General features: G+C 62.3%; 10 protein-coding genes. 7 read left to right on the top strand and 3 right to left on the bottom strand.

What is annotated here, in order from left to right; translation table 11 throughout:
* Positions 1-116 precede the first annotated feature (116 nt).
* Positions 117-2,846, top strand: a complete 2,730-nt coding sequence (locus ADJ95_RS00050) for an HtaA domain-containing protein (RefSeq protein WP_049331309.1) — start codon at positions 117-119, stop codon at positions 2,844-2,846.
* Between the two features lie 83 nt (positions 2,847-2,929).
* Positions 2,930-3,661, top strand: coding sequence for a sirohydrochlorin chelatase (locus tag ADJ95_RS00045; protein WP_065423965.1), 732 nt, complete (start codon positions 2,930-2,932; stop codon positions 3,659-3,661).
* A 94-nt stretch (positions 3,662-3,755) separates the two neighbouring features.
* Here the strand turns inward: ADJ95_RS00045 and nirD are convergent, their stop codons facing one another.
* Positions 3,756-4,082 (bottom strand): nitrite reductase small subunit NirD, encoded by a 327-nt coding sequence (gene nirD / locus ADJ95_RS00040; protein ID WP_049331302.1) that lies wholly within the window; start codon positions 4,080-4,082, stop codon positions 3,756-3,758.
* Positions 4,083-4,673: 591 nt separating this feature from the next.
* Between nirD and nirB the strand changes: the two genes are divergently transcribed.
* Together nirB and cobA are read left to right on the top strand one after the other, a co-directional pair.
* A complete protein-coding gene (gene nirB, locus ADJ95_RS00035; RefSeq protein WP_049331300.1) occupies positions 4,674-7,343 on the top strand; it encodes a nitrite reductase large subunit NirB in 2,670 nt (889 codons plus the stop codon).
* Between the two features lies 1 nt (position 7,344).
* Complete coding sequence (cobA, locus tag ADJ95_RS00030; RefSeq protein WP_049331297.1) at positions 7,345-8,256, top strand: uroporphyrinogen-III C-methyltransferase; 912 nt, start codon at positions 7,345-7,347, stop codon at positions 8,254-8,256.
* A gap of 348 nt (positions 8,257-8,604) precedes the next feature.
* On the opposite strand, the gene ADJ95_RS00025 is transcribed toward cobA, so the two are convergent.
* Entirely contained in the window at positions 8,605-9,474 is an 870-nt protein-coding gene (locus tag ADJ95_RS00025; protein ID WP_049331293.1) for a DUF6318 family protein, read from the bottom strand.
* A 280-nt stretch (positions 9,475-9,754) separates the two neighbouring features.
* Positions 9,755-10,366 carry a DUF6318 family protein gene (locus tag ADJ95_RS00020; protein WP_239662733.1) on the bottom strand — a complete coding sequence of 204 codons (612 nt, stop codon included), beginning with the start codon at positions 10,364-10,366 and terminating at the stop codon, positions 9,755-9,757.
* Positions 10,367-11,836: 1,470 nt separating this feature from the next.
* Between ADJ95_RS00020 and ileS the strand changes: the two genes are divergently transcribed.
* The 3 genes from ileS to ADJ95_RS00005 all read left to right on the top strand — a co-directional run bounded on the left by ileS (position 11,837) and on the right by ADJ95_RS00005 (position 17,995).
* On the top strand, positions 11,837-15,178 hold the full coding sequence (gene ileS / locus ADJ95_RS00015; protein WP_049331292.1) for an isoleucine--tRNA ligase: 3,342 nt from the start codon (positions 11,837-11,839) through the stop codon (positions 15,176-15,178).
* A gap of 117 nt (positions 15,179-15,295) precedes the next feature.
* A complete protein-coding gene (locus ADJ95_RS00010; protein ID WP_049331291.1) occupies positions 15,296-16,960 on the top strand; it encodes a bifunctional folylpolyglutamate synthase/dihydrofolate synthase in 1,665 nt (554 codons plus the stop codon).
* A gap of 366 nt (positions 16,961-17,326) precedes the next feature.
* Positions 17,327-17,995 carry a vitamin K epoxide reductase family protein gene (locus ADJ95_RS00005; RefSeq protein ID WP_049331290.1) on the top strand — a complete coding sequence of 223 codons (669 nt, stop codon included), beginning with the start codon at positions 17,327-17,329 and terminating at the stop codon, positions 17,993-17,995.
* The last annotated feature ends 94 nt before the right edge of the window (positions 17,996-18,089 follow it).

Here is an 18,089-nt window from a genome sequence, read left to right as displayed (position 1 = left end):
TGTGCTGTGAGATGTTTTGTCATACAACGGCTCATTTGGTGTATATCTTGAGAAATATACACACTGTCGATATAGTAAGCCTGTCCTAACAGTGTCGATAGTATGGATACACACCAATGAAGATTTTCACATCTGGCACCCGCCTCTCCAAGGGAGCCTGCGCCCTCGCCGTTGCTGGCGCTGTCGCCCTGCCCCTGGCACCCGTTCTTGCCGAGAACATTAATATCGCCGCACAGAACGTTGCCGCACAGAACGTCGCTGCAGGCGACCAGGCAACTGCAGGCGCGTCCTTCGGTTGGGGCGTGCGCGCCTCCTTCCTGTCCTACAACGGTATGCCCCGCGAAATGACCGACGGCGCAGCCTGGGACGCAACCGCAAAGCAGTTCACCTTCACCCCGACCTCCACCACCGTCTCTGAAGACGGCAAGCAGGTCACCCTGCAGGCTGCCGGTCGCCTCTGGTTCACCGGCCACTGCGCCGAAGGTCAGGACCCCGAAACCGGTTGCGCCCTGAACCTCACATTCTCCAACCCCCGCGTGGAACTGAACCTCGCTGACGGCACCGGCTCCCTCTACATGACCGTGCGCACCAAGAACTACGCCTCCGGCAAGTTCGAGGGCCCCATGGAAGTCAAGATGGCGACCCTGAGCACCGGCACCGCCAAGCAGAGCGAGAAGGACGGCGTGGTCAGCATCAGCGGCATCTCCGCGAACCTGACCGCCGACGGTAACCACGCCTTCTCCGACTTCTACAACGAAGGCGCTAGCCTCGACCCGCTGAGCATCTCCTACAACGGTAGCGCAGCTAACACCCCCAAGAGCGCCTACAGCGTCGCCGAGTCCTACAACACCGGCGCGGGCGTGAACCTGCCCCAGAACACCGCACGTCTGGGCCAGAACCACATCGTGCACGTGGCACCCCCGAGCTTCGGCGGCGACACCACCTACACCGTGCTGACCAGCTCCAACCTGAAGATGACCGACACCGGCGTCCTGAAGGCCAACAAGGGCGTTTTCGCGGTGGATGCTGACGGCAACCGCATGCTCGTCATCAACAGTGAGACCAACAAGCCCGAGCTGTACACCGTAACCGCCGAAGGTAAGCTCGTCTCCTCCGGCACCTACTCCGACGCAGACCTCGGCACCACCACCGTCAAGGCAATCGGCTACAACCCCGCCAACAACACCTGGGGCATCGTCAGCATTGACGGCCAGGGCGGCGGCAAGCTGACCATCATTGATGCATCCGGCAAGGCAACCTCGCAGGCTCTGCCGAAGCCCGATTCTATCGACCCGCAGGTTGTGAACGCATACTCGCTCGACGAGTACTACGGCGACTCGTTCTCCAACAACACCGTGACCCTCGCACCGCTGCCCGACGGCAGCTTCGTGTACGCGCCGTCGACTTCCATCTACGATGCGGCCGGCGAAAAGGCGGTTCAGAAGGGTCACCTGCTGCACATGAGCAGCAACGGCGTGTCCCTGGTGCCGAACTCTTCACCCGCAGGCTACGACACCGCCCTGCCCTCGACCCTGGTCAGCCCCAAGGGCTACATTTACCGTTGGAACAACTGGTACGGCGGTAAGGTGCAGATCCTCAAGTACGAGAACGGCACTTTCAGCGTGGTCCGCGAGTCCGCAACTCTTGAGGGCTTCGAGAAGACCGAGGTTGCCACCATGTTCCTGACCCGTGCGGGCAACGTGGTTGTGGTGGACGCATCCGGCTCCCGCCTGGTGTTCATGGATGACACCCTGAACAAGGTGAACGAGGTGGTGCTCTCCTCGATGCGTAAGACCGACAAGAGCGGCGGCTACAACGCTCTCGAGCTGCCCAACGGCGATATTATCTACCCGACCAGCTTCGAGAACCCGAACACCTACGAGGATCAGCTGTGGCTGAACCGTCTGGCAGCGAACTCGGCACCGACCCCGGCACCCGAGCCCACCAAGTCTGCTGAGCCTACCGTTGCTCCCACCGTAGCTCCGACCGTGGCACCGACTGCTGAGCCGACTGCCGCGCCTTCTGCTGAGCCTACCGTCACTGCGGAGCCGACTGTTGCTCCGACCGAGGCACCGACCGCAGAGCCCACTAAGTCTGCTGAGCCGACTGTCGCGCCCACCGTGGCACCGACTGCAGAGCCTAGCAAGACTGCAGAACCGACCGTGGCACCGACCGAGGTTCCCTCTGCAACTGCTGAGCCGACCGTCGAGCCCTCGGCAACTGCAGAGCCTAGCGTGACCGCAGAACCTTCTGCAGAGCCGACTATGGAGCCTTCCGCAACCGCCGAGCCCACCAAGAGCGCAGAACCCACCGCAGTTCCTTCGGAGGAGCCCACCTCGCCGTCTCTGCCGACCGCGTCCGTGGCGCCTTCTGTAGCACCTTCTGCAACTCCGAGCGCATCGGTGAGCGCTTCCCCGACCGCGGTTCCGAGCGTTCCCGCCGTGACCCCCTCGGTGAGCGCGTCTGCATCGGCGTCCGCTAGTGCGTCTGCAAGCGCTTCCGCAAGCGAGTCTGCATCCGCGAGCGCTTCCGCTTCTGAGAGCAGCACTGCCGACCAGAACGCAGCCGGCCACAAGGGTGGCTCCAACGGCGGTTCTGATGCTGGTTCCGGTGCCTCCGACAACTTGGGTGTGAGCGGCTCCAACGGCGGTTCCTCTAACGGCGGTTCCTCTAACGGTGGTTCCTCTAACGGTGGTTCTTCCGCGGGTGGTTCCTCGACCTCCGGTAGCTCCTCCTCGAAGCTGGCACAGACCGGCGCATCCGGCGCTATGTTCGCCGCCGCAGCTGGCGCTATCACCCTGGCTGCAGGTACCGCACTGGTCGTGGCTCGTCGTCGCAAGAGCTAAAATTTAGCCTTCGTGCAACACCCCGCTTCGTCACTCGTGTTCATGAGTGGGGGAGCGGGGTGTTCCTTTCATACAATGGGAGCATGACTGTTTTGAATGTTCTCGCGACCTCTCACGGTACCGACTCCGCTGCCGGCCGTGAAGCCATCGCCCTGATTCGCGAACAGGTGCGTTCCCTGCTGGACCAGCGTACTGACGGCGTGGAATACCGCGTGCACGAGGCTTATGTTGATGTCGAATCGCCCAGCGTGGATGATGCTGCGGCGGCTCTGCCCAAGGACGAGCCCTGCGTTATTGTCCCGATTCTGCTCTCTACCGGGTTCCATACCCAGGTGGATTTGCGCCGGGCAGCCCGCGCGAGCGGCATCGAACGTATCGTGATTGCCGAGTCTCTCGGTCCCGATTCCCGTCTGGCTCGCCTGGCTCGGACCCGCCTTGAAGAGGCCGGCTGGACCCCCGAGAACGGTTCTGTCGTGGTGCAGGGCGCCGCCGGTTCCTCCCGCGCCGATGGCCGCGCCGATATGGAGCGTGCCGCCGAGTTGCTCTCCGAGGCCTTGGGAACCCAGGTTCAGCACGGCTTCATTGCCTCCATTGACCCGAAGTTCCACGAGGTGGTGGCCGAGTATAAGCCGGAGTTCGCCGCAACATACCTGCTGGCGGAGGGTTTCTTTGCCGGTAAGATGCGCCGCGATGCTGAGGCAACCGGTCTGCCGGTGAAGGTCGCCACGCCGCTGGTGAACGCACAGGACCCTGCGTCCGCCAGGGTGGTGGCCGAGTGCTTTGTCGATCGCATGGATGAGGCGCTTGCCGCCTAAGAACTATTTGGGCTTGTTCCGCGCGAAAGGCCTCCGCTTCCTCAGAGGAAGCGGGGGCCTTTCGTTAATTTGAGTTGTCTATGAGCCGTCCGAATTAGTTGGCCAGCAGGTAGACATCGCCGTCGCGGACCTCAACGGGGTACACGTTGAGGGAGTAGGAGGAGTCCGAGAGGCACTCACCGTTGGTCAGATCGTAGACCTCCTTGTAGAGGGGGGAGGTAATGGTCGAGTGGCCGTTCTTCTCGCCGATAATGCCGCGGGCCAGAACGAGTGCCTGGCTGTGCGGGTCGAGGTGATCGCTGGCGTAGATGCCGTGCTTGGTCTTGTAGATGGCGTACTGATGGTTGTCGACCAGAGCGACTTCGCCCCAGTTCTCTTCAAGATCGGATTCGGCGCAGATGCGGACCCAGTTATCGGCCATGGGGTTTTCCTTTCGAAACGGTGTGTGTCGCGCGGGGGCGAGCTCAATTACGGTTTGGGCGTAATTGCGATTCACGTGTTCTTTGTTTGGAGTTTACCCTATGAAACCCACATTGGGAAATGGGGCACGCGAGAAAGCTAAAGGTTATTTTCACCCTAAAATACAACCCTAAATTTTATAGATTAGCCTTACCTAAATCCACTGCCACCGGGGGTATGTATACCCTCGTCTGGGCTGTTATTCCGCGGAAGTTTTTCAGAATTTTTTCTCACAAAATGCTGATTTTGGCTATCCGTACCCTGCGCTACCATGTACGATGAAAGTCGTAGCTCGGAATCGCTTTTGAGCACCTGAAGAAAACAACATAATCCCACATAAAAATGTTTCGTAATTTTCAGGAGTTGCAGAAGATAAGAGGTTTCGCGGGGCCTTGCGCTCCGTTGGTACGACCCCCTTATCTTGGCAAATCCGGGATTTCCGTGTTGCGGCATGTGCGCCGCAAATAAGTTACGGGACGAATCCCAGGGACATAATCGCCGCCCACGGCGAGGATGCAGAGCTATCGCATCGCAAACTAGGAAAGGAAAATCTATGTCGAACACCCCCCGCAACATTCTCGTTGTCGGTGCAGGACCCGCCGCATGGCGTTTTGTTCGCGCATACCACGAGGGCGCAGAGGCAGCCGGTCGTGCCGCAGACACCATCACCGTGCTGAACGATGAGCCCTACACCCCTTACGACCGCGTTGCCATTGAGCAGCTCTTCAAGGACCCCGAGAAGGATCTGACCCTCGGCGATCCGGAGCTGTGGAACGCTGAGAACATCAACCTGGTTAACAACTGCCATGCCGAGAAGCTGGACCGTAACCGCCGCGTCGTCACCGACACCGAGGGCAACGAGTACCCCTACGACGTTCTGATTTTCGCAACCGGTTCCCGCGCGGTTCGCATCCCCATTCTCAACTCGGACGCCGCACACGTCTTCCGCACCGTCGATGATGTGAAGAACATGGTTTCCGAGGTCAACCGCCTGCAGTCCACCCTGGGCCGCGCACCCCGCGGCATCGTTGTCGGTGGTGGTCTGCTCGGTCTCGAGGCTGCTGAGGGCCTGAAGGAACTCGGCGCGGAGCCCACCATTCTGGACGTGGCTCCCTGGCTGCTCTCCGTCGAGGTGGACCAGGGCGGCGGTTACGCCGTGAACGCCCAGATCAAGGCAACCGGCATTGATATTGAGACCGGCGTGTTCATTTCCGGTATCAACAAGGATGCCGACGGTAACGTCGTCTCCGTCTCCATCGCAGACTCTCCCTCCGAGGACGCAAACATCCGCACCCTGCCCGCCGACATGGTGGTCTTCGGTGCCGGTATTCGCCCCAATGACGAGCTGGCTCTCGCCGCCGACATGCACATTGGCGAGCGCGGCGGTATCGTCGTCAACGACGCCTGCCACACCTCCGACGAGCACATCTGGGCTATCGGTGAGGTTGCTTGCGTGCTGGGCCGCACCTGGGGTCTGGTTGCACCGGCTAACGCTATGGCCGACGCAGTGGCAGCCAACCTGCTCAACGACAACGAAGAGGCAAAGGTCGAGGAATTCGACATCGCCACCAAGCTGAAGTTCTCCGGCGTTCAGGTGGCCGGCTTCGGTGACCGCCGCGGTACCACCGAGGGTTGCCTCGAGGTTCTGTTCGCTGACCCCGCTCGCGGCATGTACCAGAAGATCGTGACCAGCGGCGACGCCAAGACCCTGCTGGGTGGCGTGTTCGTCGGTGACACCGCTCCCTTCGACTCCCTGAAGCCCCTGCTGGGTCGCGAGCTGCCCGCCGAGCCGAACGTCTACCTGACCGCAGCTGGCGGCGGCGACGGCATCCCCGACACCGAACTGCCCGACGACGCAATCCTGTGTTCCTGCAACAACATTAGCTTCGGCACCGTGCGTGAGGCCATCGTTGACGGTAACCACGACGTGGCATCCCTGAAGGCCTGCACCACCGCCGGTACCCAGTGTGGTTCCTGCGTGCCCATGCTGCAGAAGACCCTCGAGCAGCAGATGAAGAAGATGGGCCTGACCGTCTCCAAGGCCCTGTGTGAGCACTTCGACTTCTCCCGTGCGGAGCTGGCCGAGGCCGTGCGTCTGACCAACCTGGACGACTTCGACTCCGTGATTGCTCGCTTCGGTCACGGCGGCGACGGCTGTGCCATCTGTAAGCCGACCGTTGCATCGATCCTCTCCTCCTTCCGCAACTCCTACGTGCTGGACTCCGGCCGCGGTGGTCTGCAGGAGACCAACGACCGCGCACTGGCAAACATGCAGAAGGACGGCACTTACTCCGTCGTCCCGCGTATTCCCGCCGGCGAGATTCCCGCCAAGAAGCTGGCCGTCATCGCCGAGGTTGCCGAGGAGTTCGGCCTGTACACCAAGATCACCGGTGCACAGCGTATCGGTATGTACGGTGCCCGCCTCGAGCAGCTGCCCTACATCTGGGAACGCCTGGTCGACGCTGGCTTCGAATCCGGTCAGGCCTACGGTAAGTCCCTGCGTAACGTGAAGTCCTGCCTGGGCTCGAGCTGGTGCCGCTTCGGCGTTCAGGACTCCGTCGGTATGGCAGTCCACCTGGAGAACCGCTACCGCGGCCTGCGCTCCCCGCACAAGTTTAAGTTCGGTGTCTCCGGTTGTAACCGCGAGTGTGCCGAGGCTCAGGGCAAGGACGTCGGTCTGATTGCAACCAGCAACGGCTGGAACCTGTACCTGGGTGGTAACGGTGGCGCAACCCCCGCCCACGGCCGCCTCTTCGTCAAGGACGCTTCCAGCGAGGACGTCGTGCGCTATATCGACCGCTACCTGATGTACTACATCCGTACCGCGGACAAGCTGCAGCGTACCGCTCGCTGGCTTGAGGACCTGGACGAGGAGCACGGCGATGGTCTGGCACACCTGCAGTCCGTCCTCATCGAGGACTCCCTGGGCGTGTGCGAGGACCTCGAGCGCGACATGCAGCGTCACGTGGATTCCTACGAGGACGAGTGGGCTGCAACCCTGAAGGACGAGCGTCGTCTGCGCCGCTTCCGCGCCTTCATCAACGAGCCCAACGGCAGCGACGAGGCATCGCACCTGTTCGTGCTGGAGCGCGAGCAGATTCGCCCCGCAACCCCCGAGGAGATTGCGGCCGTCAAGGCTGGCGAGTCCAACACCGTTCTGGTGACCGGTACCAAGATTCCCGTGGGTAAGCCCGGTGACCTCAACCCGGTTCCGGCAGCCTAGTATGGGCCCGAAGATTCCGCCGTTCCCGCCCCGCGAGTTCGCCACGATTGACGAGGTGCTCGCGGGCGGGGCGCCCGGTCACAGCCTGGATGACAGCGTGACCGAGCGCGGTATCGCCCTGCCCGGTGAGCGCGCCGAGCACCCCGGCAAGGTCTACATTGTCGGTGGCGGCCCCGGCGCCGTCGACCTGCTGACCCTGCGCGCTGTGCGTGCCCTGGGTGAGGCGGACGTGGTCCTGCTGGATCACCTCGCCCCGCAGGAGTACGGCGAGTACGCCCCCAACGCCCTCATCGTCGATGTGGGCAAGGTGCCCGGTAAGCACGCTGTTCCGCAGTCCCGCATCCAGCAGCTCATGATTGACTACGCGCTTTCGGGTAAGACCGTGGTGCGTCTGAAGGGCGGCGACCCGTACGTGTACGGTCGCGGCGCCGAAGAGCTGGATGCGTGCATCGCGGCGGGCCTGGAGGCCGAGGTGATCCCAGGTATCACCAGCGCTATCGCCGTTCCCGGACGTGCCGGTATCCCGGTGACCCTGCGCCGCGTGTCCTCGATCTTCACCGTGGTATCCGGCCATTCGGGTCTTTCCGAGGATGACCTGGCTGCGGTCGAGGCAACTCTGCGTGCCTCCGGCACCGTGGTGTTGCTGATGGGCGTGCGCACCCTGCCCGATACGGTGGCGTCTCTGCTCTCTCGTGGGATTGAGGGCGAGATGCCGTTGGCGACCATCGAAAACGGGTTCTCCGAGAACGAGCGGGTTACCGTGACGACCCTGGAGAATGCGAAGGCCGATTGCGCCCGAGTGAAGCCGCCCGCCATCACCGTGATTGGCGAGGTCGTGTACTACGCCCGCGATGATCAGAACCGTTTCGTGAGCGAGGTTCACGAGCGTCTGCGCGAGCGTGCCACCTCGTAACGTTCCGCTGTGTTCATGCTCCGTTTGTACTCCCGGTGCGATGCCCGCCGCAGGGGAGGAGCGTGAGGCATCAAGGCATAGCCCCGCGTCCCTGGTTTTCCTAGTTGCCAGGGATGCGGGGCTATCGTCATGTTCGGAACGCGCGCGTGGGCCGGCTGCCGGACTGGGGGGCTTAACACGGGCTTCCGTTCGCTCGGCATAATTGGCCGTGCAATTGGTTGCGTCACAATCGTCACCAGCGCAGACGGAAGGCACAGGCTAAAGGTCCAGACGAAGGGCGGGGCGGGTATCAGTTGAATTGATACCCGCCCCGCCCTCATAGCGTGGAAGCAAATCGGCCAGCTCGGTCTAGACTCCGGTACCGGAATATGAGCCACCGGAGGAACTCGAAGAGGAACCATCGGAACCAGCGAAAATCTTCTTGAAGCGTTCGCTGTATTCAGACCTGAAGAATTCCGCGCTGGTCACGTTCCACTTACCCTGGTCAAAGACCAGAATCACGGGAACCTGAATCGTACTTGCCTCCTGAACCTGGCTCGAGCCGTTCTGATAGGTCGTAAACTCGCTCGCCCAGTCTTCGCAGGGGAAGGACACCGCGCTCAGCTCAGTCGAGGCGTAAGCGCGCGTCCTGTACTCCGAGAGAATACTCATCTTGTTCTCGTAGCCCTTGACCCAACCGCCCTTAGAATACAGGGTGTGGACGTTGAGAAGCTCGGCGCTGAGCTTGGTATCGTCCTTGTTCATGAGGTTGATAGCGTACTCAATCGTGCCGGTACGCATGAGGTAGACGTAAGAACTCTGATAGGCGCACAGGGTCTTGTAGGCGCCCTCGAGGGTGTTGGTGCGCCGCGCCGTCTGATCGATGACCGGGGTGGGGACGTTCTTCGCGGGGGAGGTATCGGTGGCCTCGACGTACTTGTTCGACAGCTCCTTGTACTCGTACTTCAGGGGACCGAGGTACTTGTCACTATCCTTGAGGTATTCATCCTCGGGGATGATTCGGGTGCTGCCCGAGGCGCTGGAGGAAGCCGAAGCGGACGCGCTGCCGGAAGAGCTGGGGGAGTCGCTGGGAGAACCGCTGGGCGAGTCAGTGGGGGAAGCCGACCCGTCGGCAAGCGGACGGACATCCTTGGCGCATCCGGCCAGGGCAAGAGCGGCAAGGCCAATACCGCCCAGAAGGATATTGCGTCGGCTGGGTGCTTGATTGAGGAAAGACATCGTGGCCTCCTGATGTAGGCCCGCGTGGTGCGGCGTTTGTGTGTACGCCGGTATTGCGGGGGTCCTGTCGTATGGTGCGCGGTACGGATATACCCGGATGCTCGGCCCCAAAACCTCGGTGCGAGGAACGCGGGGGAGCATCCGGGTTCGACTATAGGTGACCCGTTTGAAAGGTTCGTCAAAAAACCCTGAGCGTTATCTTTAAGTGCACGCTAACCCGAACTCGGGGAGGAACAGATGCTGAACCTACCCGATGAGAATCACCCGGAATCAAGCGGCCCTAGACACCGGCGGGTCCGTGAGAATCGCCGGAGCTGCCGGAAGAATCCGAACCGGTTCCTAGACGCTCGTTCATGTAGGGGACGCTAATCCTCCACCACTTACCCTCGGCGAAGAGCATGACGTGTGGCGTGGAATTCTGGGTGACGGCCGGGACCTTCCGCTCGGTGCCGTCGGGCTGGTGAACGGCGGTGGCTGAGTACTCGGCATCAACATGAATCAGCACGTACCCGTCGCCGTCCTTCACCGCGCCCACCGGCTCCGTCTTCTGCATCGAAATGCTACAGGTGAACTCCATGTACCAGCCCTTCTGCTCGTAGAGTTCCTTGACCGCGTTAATCTCAGCGATAGCGCTTCGATCTTCGGGATGGATTAGCTCCACCGCCTGAGACGCGTAGCGTCCATCCTTAAGCGTGGTGATGAGGGCGCTATAGTACGCACGCAACGTCTCGTAGGCACCCTCGAAAGTCGGTTCGTCACGGTGGGGAACAGTCTTGAGGGGCTTGGGCACGTTCTGCGCCGGGGCGGATGAAGTGGTCGGCTGATACTCGCCGGTGTACTGGCCGGTCAACTTCAAGGTGTTGGAACGGGCGCTCGAAGAGGGTGAGAACATCGGTGAACTCCTTGAATCTATCCCGAGATGGGCTCGGGACACCCGGGGTGGGGGCGTGGTCGTATTCGTGATAGTCGTGGTTCGCGCGGGACAAACCCGGCTGCGTAACCGGAAGGCCGGAAGGTGCCTTGGGCGTGCTCTGCCGTTGGGACGGAGCGCACGCATGAATCAACGATGAAACCGCGGGATGTGCGCCGTTACGGTTTGCACTAATCCAGCTCGTGCAGGTCTGGAACCGTCAGCTTTGACGGGTTCCTCATGACAGAAGCCCTAGAATCATCATTGATGCATATATGGATTATTTTATATTAATTGAGTTCAAAATGCATGAAATTGAGCCTTGGTAATCCCTGGGGGAATTTTGAATCCGGATGGCGGTAGTCGATTCCAAGGTGCCGAGATTGCATCACGATGACGGGAGTAGGGGAGGTGACAGGCGGGTGCGAAGCACATTGGAGAGCATGATTTATGTCACATTTAAGACCTGGAACCTCTGGGGGAGTGACTAAATTTCTGGCAATGAGACAGGGTGAGTGGGGCGCGCAACTCCCCTCGGGAGGGTCTGAAATCTATCGAATGGGCGAAGAAAGCGGGCTAATTAGCCAAGGAAAATCACTCCGCAATCCCCGAATATGCACTCTATTCACTCGCTATACATCACCCCGCGGGTCGCAAGAATTAGTTCCCACACCGGGGGTGGAGGGGCGAAAAAATTTGCGGGATGAATATCTAGTGGACGAGTCTTCTTCTCAACCCAATATCTTGTGGTCGCCCGAAAGGTGCTTTCAAAAATTCGATGCCAAAATTCAAAACCAACTTAAAGCCACAATGCGTCGATGCAAAAACATACATTGGGTGGCACATCCGAGTGCGCGGCTCGCGGGGGTCTATTAAGGACCCTCGGGGCTCGGAAACTCGCGGAAGAGTGACCCGTCTATTCCCCGGACCCTGTGAGGACAGTAGGGGAGTGAAGGCGTTCAAACCCACACCGATCGGGGTTGCATTCGGAACCAAAAGCCACATAAACTATTAGTGTTTGCAACGACCCGGCCATCACCGGCGAGCAATTCGGAAGAACGGACCGCACCTGCGGGCGCCCGTCAATCGCTGCGGCGAGGGCGTCTTAGCGGAAGAGATGTAGTCCCAGTAGAACCGGACGGTTAAGCCCGATATAGCTGTAATAAGCGACTGATACCCGCCCAACGCGCCGCTCTTCCGGTGGCTAGGCATCGCGGACACGCGACGCCACGCAGCCCCGGAAGGGTTCGGTGCGTTGAGCTGGTTAACTCAGTAAGCAAGGTGGTACCGCGCCGCATCCTAAGCCCCGGCACAGCCCGGCAGTCTAGTGATGCCCAGGCGTCCTTGCACCCGTCATGTCAACCCTCACCGGCTGAGAGGCGACGAGTGCACGCACCCGCGTACCGCGCCCGTTGCCTCAACGATGAGAACAACAAGATAAGGGCGCACCCAATGTCTAACGTATATCCCAAGGCGAGTGCCTTCGAAGCCGCAGGAAGCGGCGTCACCGCATCGCCCAAGTTCCCCGCACTCGAAGAAGCGGTCCTCGACTACTGGAAGAAGGACAATACCTTCGCCGCATCCATCGCGAACCGCCCCGCCGGTAAAAACGGCGAGAACGAGTTCGTCTTCTACGACGGCCCTCCCTTCGCCAACGGCCTGCCCCACTACGGCCACCTGCTCACCGGCTACGCCAAGGACCTCGTCGCACGCTACCAGACCCAGCGCGGCCACAAGGTAGAACGCCGCTTCGGCTGGGACACCCACGGCCTGCCCGCAGAACTCGAGGCAATGAAGCAGCTCGGCATGACCGACAAGCGCGAAATCCTCGAAATGGGCATCGACAACTTCAACGACGCTGCCCGCGCATCCGTGCTCAAGTACACCAACGAGTGGGAAAAGTACGTCACCCGCCAGGCACGCTGGGTCGACTTCGAAAACGACTACAAGACCCTGAACGTCGAGTACATGGAGTCCGTCATCTGGGCGTTCAAGCGCCTCTACGACAAGGGCCTGACCTACCAGGGCTTCCGCGTGCTGCCCTACTGCTGGAAGGACGAGACCCCCCTCTCCAACCACGAGCTGCGCATGGACGACGACGTGTACAAGGACCGCCAGGACCAGACCGTCACCGTCGCATTCCGCCTCACCGCAGACACCGCCCTCGGCGCTGACGAGAAGGTCGCCGCAGAGCTCGAGGGCGTCGAGGCAATCGCCTGGACCACCACCCCCTGGACCCTGCCCACCAACCAGGCGCTCGCCGTCGGACCCGAGATCGAATACTCCGTCGTACCCGGCGCAGGCAAGTTCGAGGGTCGCTCCTTCCTGCTCGCCACCGACCTGCTCGGCTCCTACGCCAAGGACCTCGGCTACGAAGGCGACAACCCCGCCGAGGATGCCGCCGCAGCCGTCACCGCACGTTACACCGGCTCCCAGCTCGAGCACGTGCGCTACACCCCGCTGTGGGACTACTTCGCAGACACCGAAAAGTGGGGCACCGAAACCTCCTGGCAGATCCTGGTCGCTGACTACGTCTCCACCACCGACGGTACCGGTATCGTCCACCAGGCACCCGCCTACGGTGAAGACGACCAGAAGGTCTGTGAAGGCTACGGCATCCCCGTGATCCTCTCCCTCGACGAAGGCGCAAAGTTCCTGCACCTCTTCGCCGAGCCCACCGCATCCGGCTCGACCGCCCTGGCAGAAATCGCGGGCGTGCAGGCGTTCGATGCGAACCGCACCATCATCAACGCCCTCAAGGCAGACGACGTGCTGATTCGCGAGAAGTCCTACGTGCACTCCTACCCGCACTGCTGGCGCTGCCGCACCCCGCTCATCTACCGCGCAATCACCTCCTGGTACGTGAAGGTCACCGACTTCAAGGACCGCATGTACGAGCTGAACAAGCAGATCAACTGGATCCCGGAAAACGTGAAGTACGGCCAGTTCGGCAAGTGGGTTGAGAACGCACGCGACTGGTCCATCTCCCGTAACCGCTTCTGGGGCTCCCCGATCCCCGTGTGGGTTTCGGACGACCCGAACTACCCGCGCATCGACGTGTACGGCTCCCTCGAAGAGCTCAAGGCAGACTTCGGCCGCCTGCCCCTGAACAAGGACGGCGAACCCGACCTGCACCGCCCGTACATCGACGAGCTGACCCGCCCGAACCCGGACGACCCGACCGGCAAGTCCACCATGCGCCGCGTGGAAGACGTGCTCGACGTCTGGTTCGACTCCGGCTCCATGCCCTACGCACAGGTGCACTACCCCTTCGAGAACCAGGAATGGTTCGAGAACCACTACCCGGCAGACTTCATCGTCGAGTACATCGGCCAGACCCGCGGCTGGTTCTACGTGCTGCACGTGCTGGCCACCGCGCTCTTCGACCGCCCCGCGTTCAAGAACGTCATCAGCCACGGCATCGTGCTCGGCTCAGACGGCCAGAAGATGTCCAAGTCGCTGCGCAACTACCCGGACGTCTCCGAGGTCCTCGACCGCGACGGCTCCGACGCGATGCGCTGGTTCCTGATGTCCTCCCCGATCCTGCGCGGCGGCAACCTGATCGTGACCGAGCAGGGCATCCGCGAGGGTGTTCGCCAGGTCATGCTGCCGCTGTGGAACGTCTACCACTTCTTCGCCCTGTACGCTAACGCCGCCAACAACGGTGAGGGCTACAGCGCCAAGCTCAAGTACGACTCGCAGCACGTGATGGACCGCTTCATCCTCGGCAAGACCCGCGAAATGATTGAGCAGGTCACCGCGGCGATGGACTCCTACGACATCTGGAACGCCTGCGAGTACCTGCGCCAGTACGCCGACGCGCTAACCAACTGGTACGTGCGTCGCTCCCGCGAGCGCTTCTTCAACGAGGACACCGACGCATTCGACACCCTCTACACCGCGCTGGTAACCGTGTCGAAGGTTGCCGCATCCCTGCTGCCGCTCAGCAGCGAGGAAATCTACCGCGGCCTGACCGGTGAACGCTCCGTGCACCTGGCTAACTGGCCCGAGGCATCCGCCTTCGCCGACGAGTCTGACCTGCTGGCTCTCATGCAGACCGTGCGTGAGGTCTGCTCTGCCGGTTCGGCACTGCGCAAGGAGAAGAAGATTCGCGTGCGCCAGCCGCTGCAGCAGCTGACCGTGGCGATCGCCCCCGAGCAGTTCGCAGCCCTGGGCACCGCTTTCGGCGAGAAGGGCGCGGAGTACTTCGCGACCATCGTCGAGGACGAGCTGAACCTGCGCGAGGTGACCCTGGTCAGCGCCGACACCGTCGACCCGGCTGACTACGGCATCTCCCAGCAGCTGAAGGTGAACGCTCGCGCCGCTGGCCCGCGTCTGGGCAAGCAGGTGCAGGTGGCCATCAAGGCCTCCAAGTCCGGTGACTGGACCGTGACCGAGGACGGTACCGTCCTGGTCGGCGTGAAGGCTCTGGACGGCGGTCTGGCCCTGGAAGAGGGCGAGTACGAGCTGGCAACCGTGGTTGCCGCTGACGCTGAGGGCGCCGAGCACACCGCGGCGGCTGTTCTGCCCGGCGGCTTCCTGGTCCTCAACATCGAGCTGACCGACGAGCTGGTGGCCGAGGGTATCGCCCGCGACACCATCCGCGCTATTCAGCAGGCACGTAAGGACGCCGACCTGAACGTGGCGGACCGCATCAACCTGAGCATCGCGGCACCCGAGGAGACCCTGGCAGCCCTGCGCGCCAACGAGGCACTGGTGACCGGCGAAACCCTCGCCGTGTCCCTGCAGCTGACCGAGGGCCCCGAGCTGTCCATCAGCGTGGCTAAGGCCTAATACGCCTGAACCGTACGGCCGTCCCGCCCCTTCACGGGCGGGGCGGCCCGTCGTCTATCCCGCCGCACGGCGGGGACTCGGCCGGTGCCGCAACCGGCTATCCCAGTGAGGAGAACAATGAGCGAGAAGAATTACCCCGCAATTCCCGATCCCGAGGGCGTGGAGCGGGTCTACGGCGAGCTGCTGGCGCGCGCCCCCGAAAATAAGATGGCCCCGCGCCTGGACGCGGTAGCCCGCGCCGTCGAAATCCTCGGCGACGTGCACCGTGCCGCGCCGGTGATTCACATTACCGGCACGAACGGCAAGACCAGCACCGCCCGTATGATTGAGGCGCTGCTGCTCGGCCACGACCTGCGCGTGGGCCGCTTTACCAGCCCGCACCTCGAGAGTGTCACCGAGCGTATCTGCATCAACGGCGCGCCCGTGCCGGATGCCACCTTCGTGCGCATTTGGGAGGAAATCGCCCCCTACCTGCAGATCGTGGACGCCGAGATGACCTCCCGCGGCGAGCCTGCCCTGACCTTCTTCGAGTCCATTACCGTGCTTGCCTTCGCGATTTTCGCGGATGAGCCGGTGGATGTGGTGGTGCTCGAGGTCGGTATCGGCGGCACCTGGGACTCCACGAACGTTGCTGACGGCGTGGTCTCCGTGGTCACCCCGATCGGTCTGGACCACACCGATATGCTCGGTGAAACCCTTGCCGAGATCGCAACCGAGAAGTCGGGCATTATCAAGCCCGGTGGCTTCCTCGTCTCGGCCGTCCAGGAGCCCGAGGCCGCCGACGTCCTGCTCGCCTCCGCCCGCGAGAAGGAGGCATCCTTCGCCTTCGAGGGAGTGGAGTTCGGCGTGGTCTCTCGCGAGCTTGCGGTCGGCGGTCAGCTGCTGACCCTGCGCGGCCTGGCGGGGGAGTACCCGGACGTGCCGCTGTCGCTGCACGGCGCGCATCAGGCGCAGAACGCCGTGGTGGCTCTCGCTGCCGTGGAGGCGTTCTTCGGCGGCCAGCGTCAGCTGCCCGAGGACGTCGTGCGCGCTGCCTTCGAATTGGTGCGCTCGCCGGGCCGCCTGGAGGTGGTGCGTACCGAGCCGCTGACCATCCTGGACGCTGGCCACAACCCGCACGGTGTGCGCGCCTCCGCGGCCGCGCTGACCGAGGCGTTCAAGCTTTCGCACCTGCACGCCGTGGTCGGCATCCTGGGGGAGAAGGACGCCCTGGGCATGTTCGAGACCATGCGCGAGGAGTACGTGGACGCCTCGGACGGCACGTTCCGCCTGTACCTGTCGGCCTCGGATTCGCCGCGCGCGATTGCCCCGGAGCGCCTGCACAAGCTCGCCTTGGACGCTGGCATTGACGAGGACTCGATTGAGGTGTTTGAGCACCTGGACGAAGCGATTGCCACCGCCATGGAGAACGCCCTCTTCGAGCAGGAGTCGGCGGGTGTGCTGATTACCGGCTCGATTACCGTGATCGGCGAGGCACGTACCCTGCTGGCTGCGCATGAGCAGGCGAAGACCCCCGGTGCCGAGGCCGAGGAACTGCCGGACGAGCTGCCCGCCGAGGCGGGCCTGTACGCCGGTTCTGCGGGTGCCGCCTCCGCGGCGACCCTGGCGGCTGCTGCTGCGGCGGCTTCTGAGGCTGAGCCGGACGAGCTGCTGAACGACATCATGGCCGAGCTGGGCGGCGAGCCCGGGCAGGGTTCTTCGCTGGAGGACTCGCTGGGCCTGCCGCTGGGCGACTCGTACACCGAGGATTTCTTCGGCGACGAGGACTCCGAGGAGGACTAGCCCGGCTAACCGCCGGACGGCCCAAATCCCCGAAGACCCCGGGAAAGAAGCGAGAGAGAACAAACGGTTACGTCTGACCCCGAACGGGCCAAAAAAGCGCGGTATCGCGAAATAATTGGTCGGATGACGTACTGATTACCGCCGGAAGAGGCTAGGATAGTTGAGATGCCGAATCCGGGGTGCCTCCGTGCACCACCGGATATCGCCCGTTCCCGAAGCCTCGGCTCGGGCCCGCCCAGCGGGACGAAACCACCCGACCCGAGCTCGCCTCCGGTCCTTCCGGGACCGCGAGCAGAACGGGGCACGGCATATTCCGGACAAACCACGGTGACACACCACGGTCAACCAACTACCACAAGGAGTCGCATGAGTACCGCCGCATCGAGTACCACCGGACCGCCCCAGGCCGAGAACGAACACACCGGTCGGCTGGAGGGAGCGGAGGGAACGACGACCTCCATGGATCGCCGACTGGGGTGCTGGCTGATTTGTGCCGGTCTCATCGCCCTGGCCTCCGCTGCCATTCTGGTGTACGAGCGACTGCAGATTTACGTTGACGCCGGCCACACCACGGTCTGCGACATCAACGGCCTGCTGAGCTGTGGCACGGTCATGCGCACCCCGCAGGCCGAGGCCTTCGGCTTCCCGAACCCCTTTATCGGCCTGGTCGGTTTCTCCATCGTGGTGACGATTGGCGCGGCGATTCTGGCCGGGGCACAGTTCAAGCGGTGGTTCTGGATTTGCCTGAACATCGGCCTGGGTGCCGCGGCGGCCTTTATCATGTGGCTGTGGTTTGAGACGACCTTCCATATCAACGCTCTCTGCCTGTTCTGCATGATCGTGTGGGTCATGACCATCACCCTCTTCGTGAAGACCACGGTGCGCAACATCTCGGCTGGCGTCATTCCCGCCTCGCCGTCGGTTCGCGAAAGCGCCCGCGCCTGGTCGTGGTTCGCGATTGGCCTGTGGCTGATTCTGATTTTTGGCATCATCGTGATTCGTTTCTTTGACGTCATCATGGGCATGATGCAGTAACCCCTCGGTTTTGGAGCCGAAGGGAAAGCCCCGGTAGCCCTGAACTGCCTCCCGTTTCTTGGACAACGAAAATAAAGTCCAAGAAACAGGAGGC

The organism is Rothia mucilaginosa (genome assembly GCF_001061665.1).
In the GTDB taxonomy this organism is placed as follows: Bacteria; Actinomycetota; Actinomycetes; order Actinomycetales; family Micrococcaceae; genus Rothia; species Rothia mucilaginosa_A.
Note: the sequence above shows the minus strand (reverse complement) of the source record. Positions and strands in the feature narration are given on the sequence as shown.

What these genes read in the sequence shown, in the direction of transcription:
- ADJ95_RS00050 (WP_049331309.1), top strand. Translation starts at nt 117, where the DNA reads ATGAAGATTTTCACATCTGGCACCCGCCTCTCCAAGGGAGCCTGCGCC.
- ADJ95_RS00045 (WP_065423965.1), top strand. Translation starts at nt 2,930, where the DNA reads ATGACTGTTTTGAATGTTCTCGCGACCTCTCACGGTACCGACTCCGCT.
- nirD (WP_049331302.1), bottom strand. Translation starts at nt 4,082, where the DNA reads ATGGCCGATAACTGGGTCCGCATCTGCGCCGAATCCGATCTTGAAGAG.
- nirB (WP_049331300.1), top strand. Translation starts at nt 4,674, where the DNA reads ATGTCGAACACCCCCCGCAACATTCTCGTTGTCGGTGCAGGACCCGCC.
- cobA (WP_049331297.1), top strand. Translation starts at nt 7,345, where the DNA reads ATGGGCCCGAAGATTCCGCCGTTCCCGCCCCGCGAGTTCGCCACGATT.
- ADJ95_RS00025 (WP_049331293.1), bottom strand. Translation starts at nt 9,474, where the DNA reads ATGTCTTTCCTCAATCAAGCACCCAGCCGACGCAATATCCTTCTGGGC.
- ADJ95_RS00020 (WP_239662733.1), bottom strand. Translation starts at nt 10,366, where the DNA reads ATGTTCTCACCCTCTTCGAGCGCCCGTTCCAACACCTTGAAGTTGACC.
- ileS (WP_049331292.1), top strand. Translation starts at nt 11,837, where the DNA reads ATGTCTAACGTATATCCCAAGGCGAGTGCCTTCGAAGCCGCAGGAAGC.
- ADJ95_RS00010 (WP_049331291.1), top strand. Translation starts at nt 15,296, where the DNA reads ATGAGCGAGAAGAATTACCCCGCAATTCCCGATCCCGAGGGCGTGGAG.
- ADJ95_RS00005 (WP_049331290.1), top strand. Translation starts at nt 17,327, where the DNA reads ATGAGTACCGCCGCATCGAGTACCACCGGACCGCCCCAGGCCGAGAAC.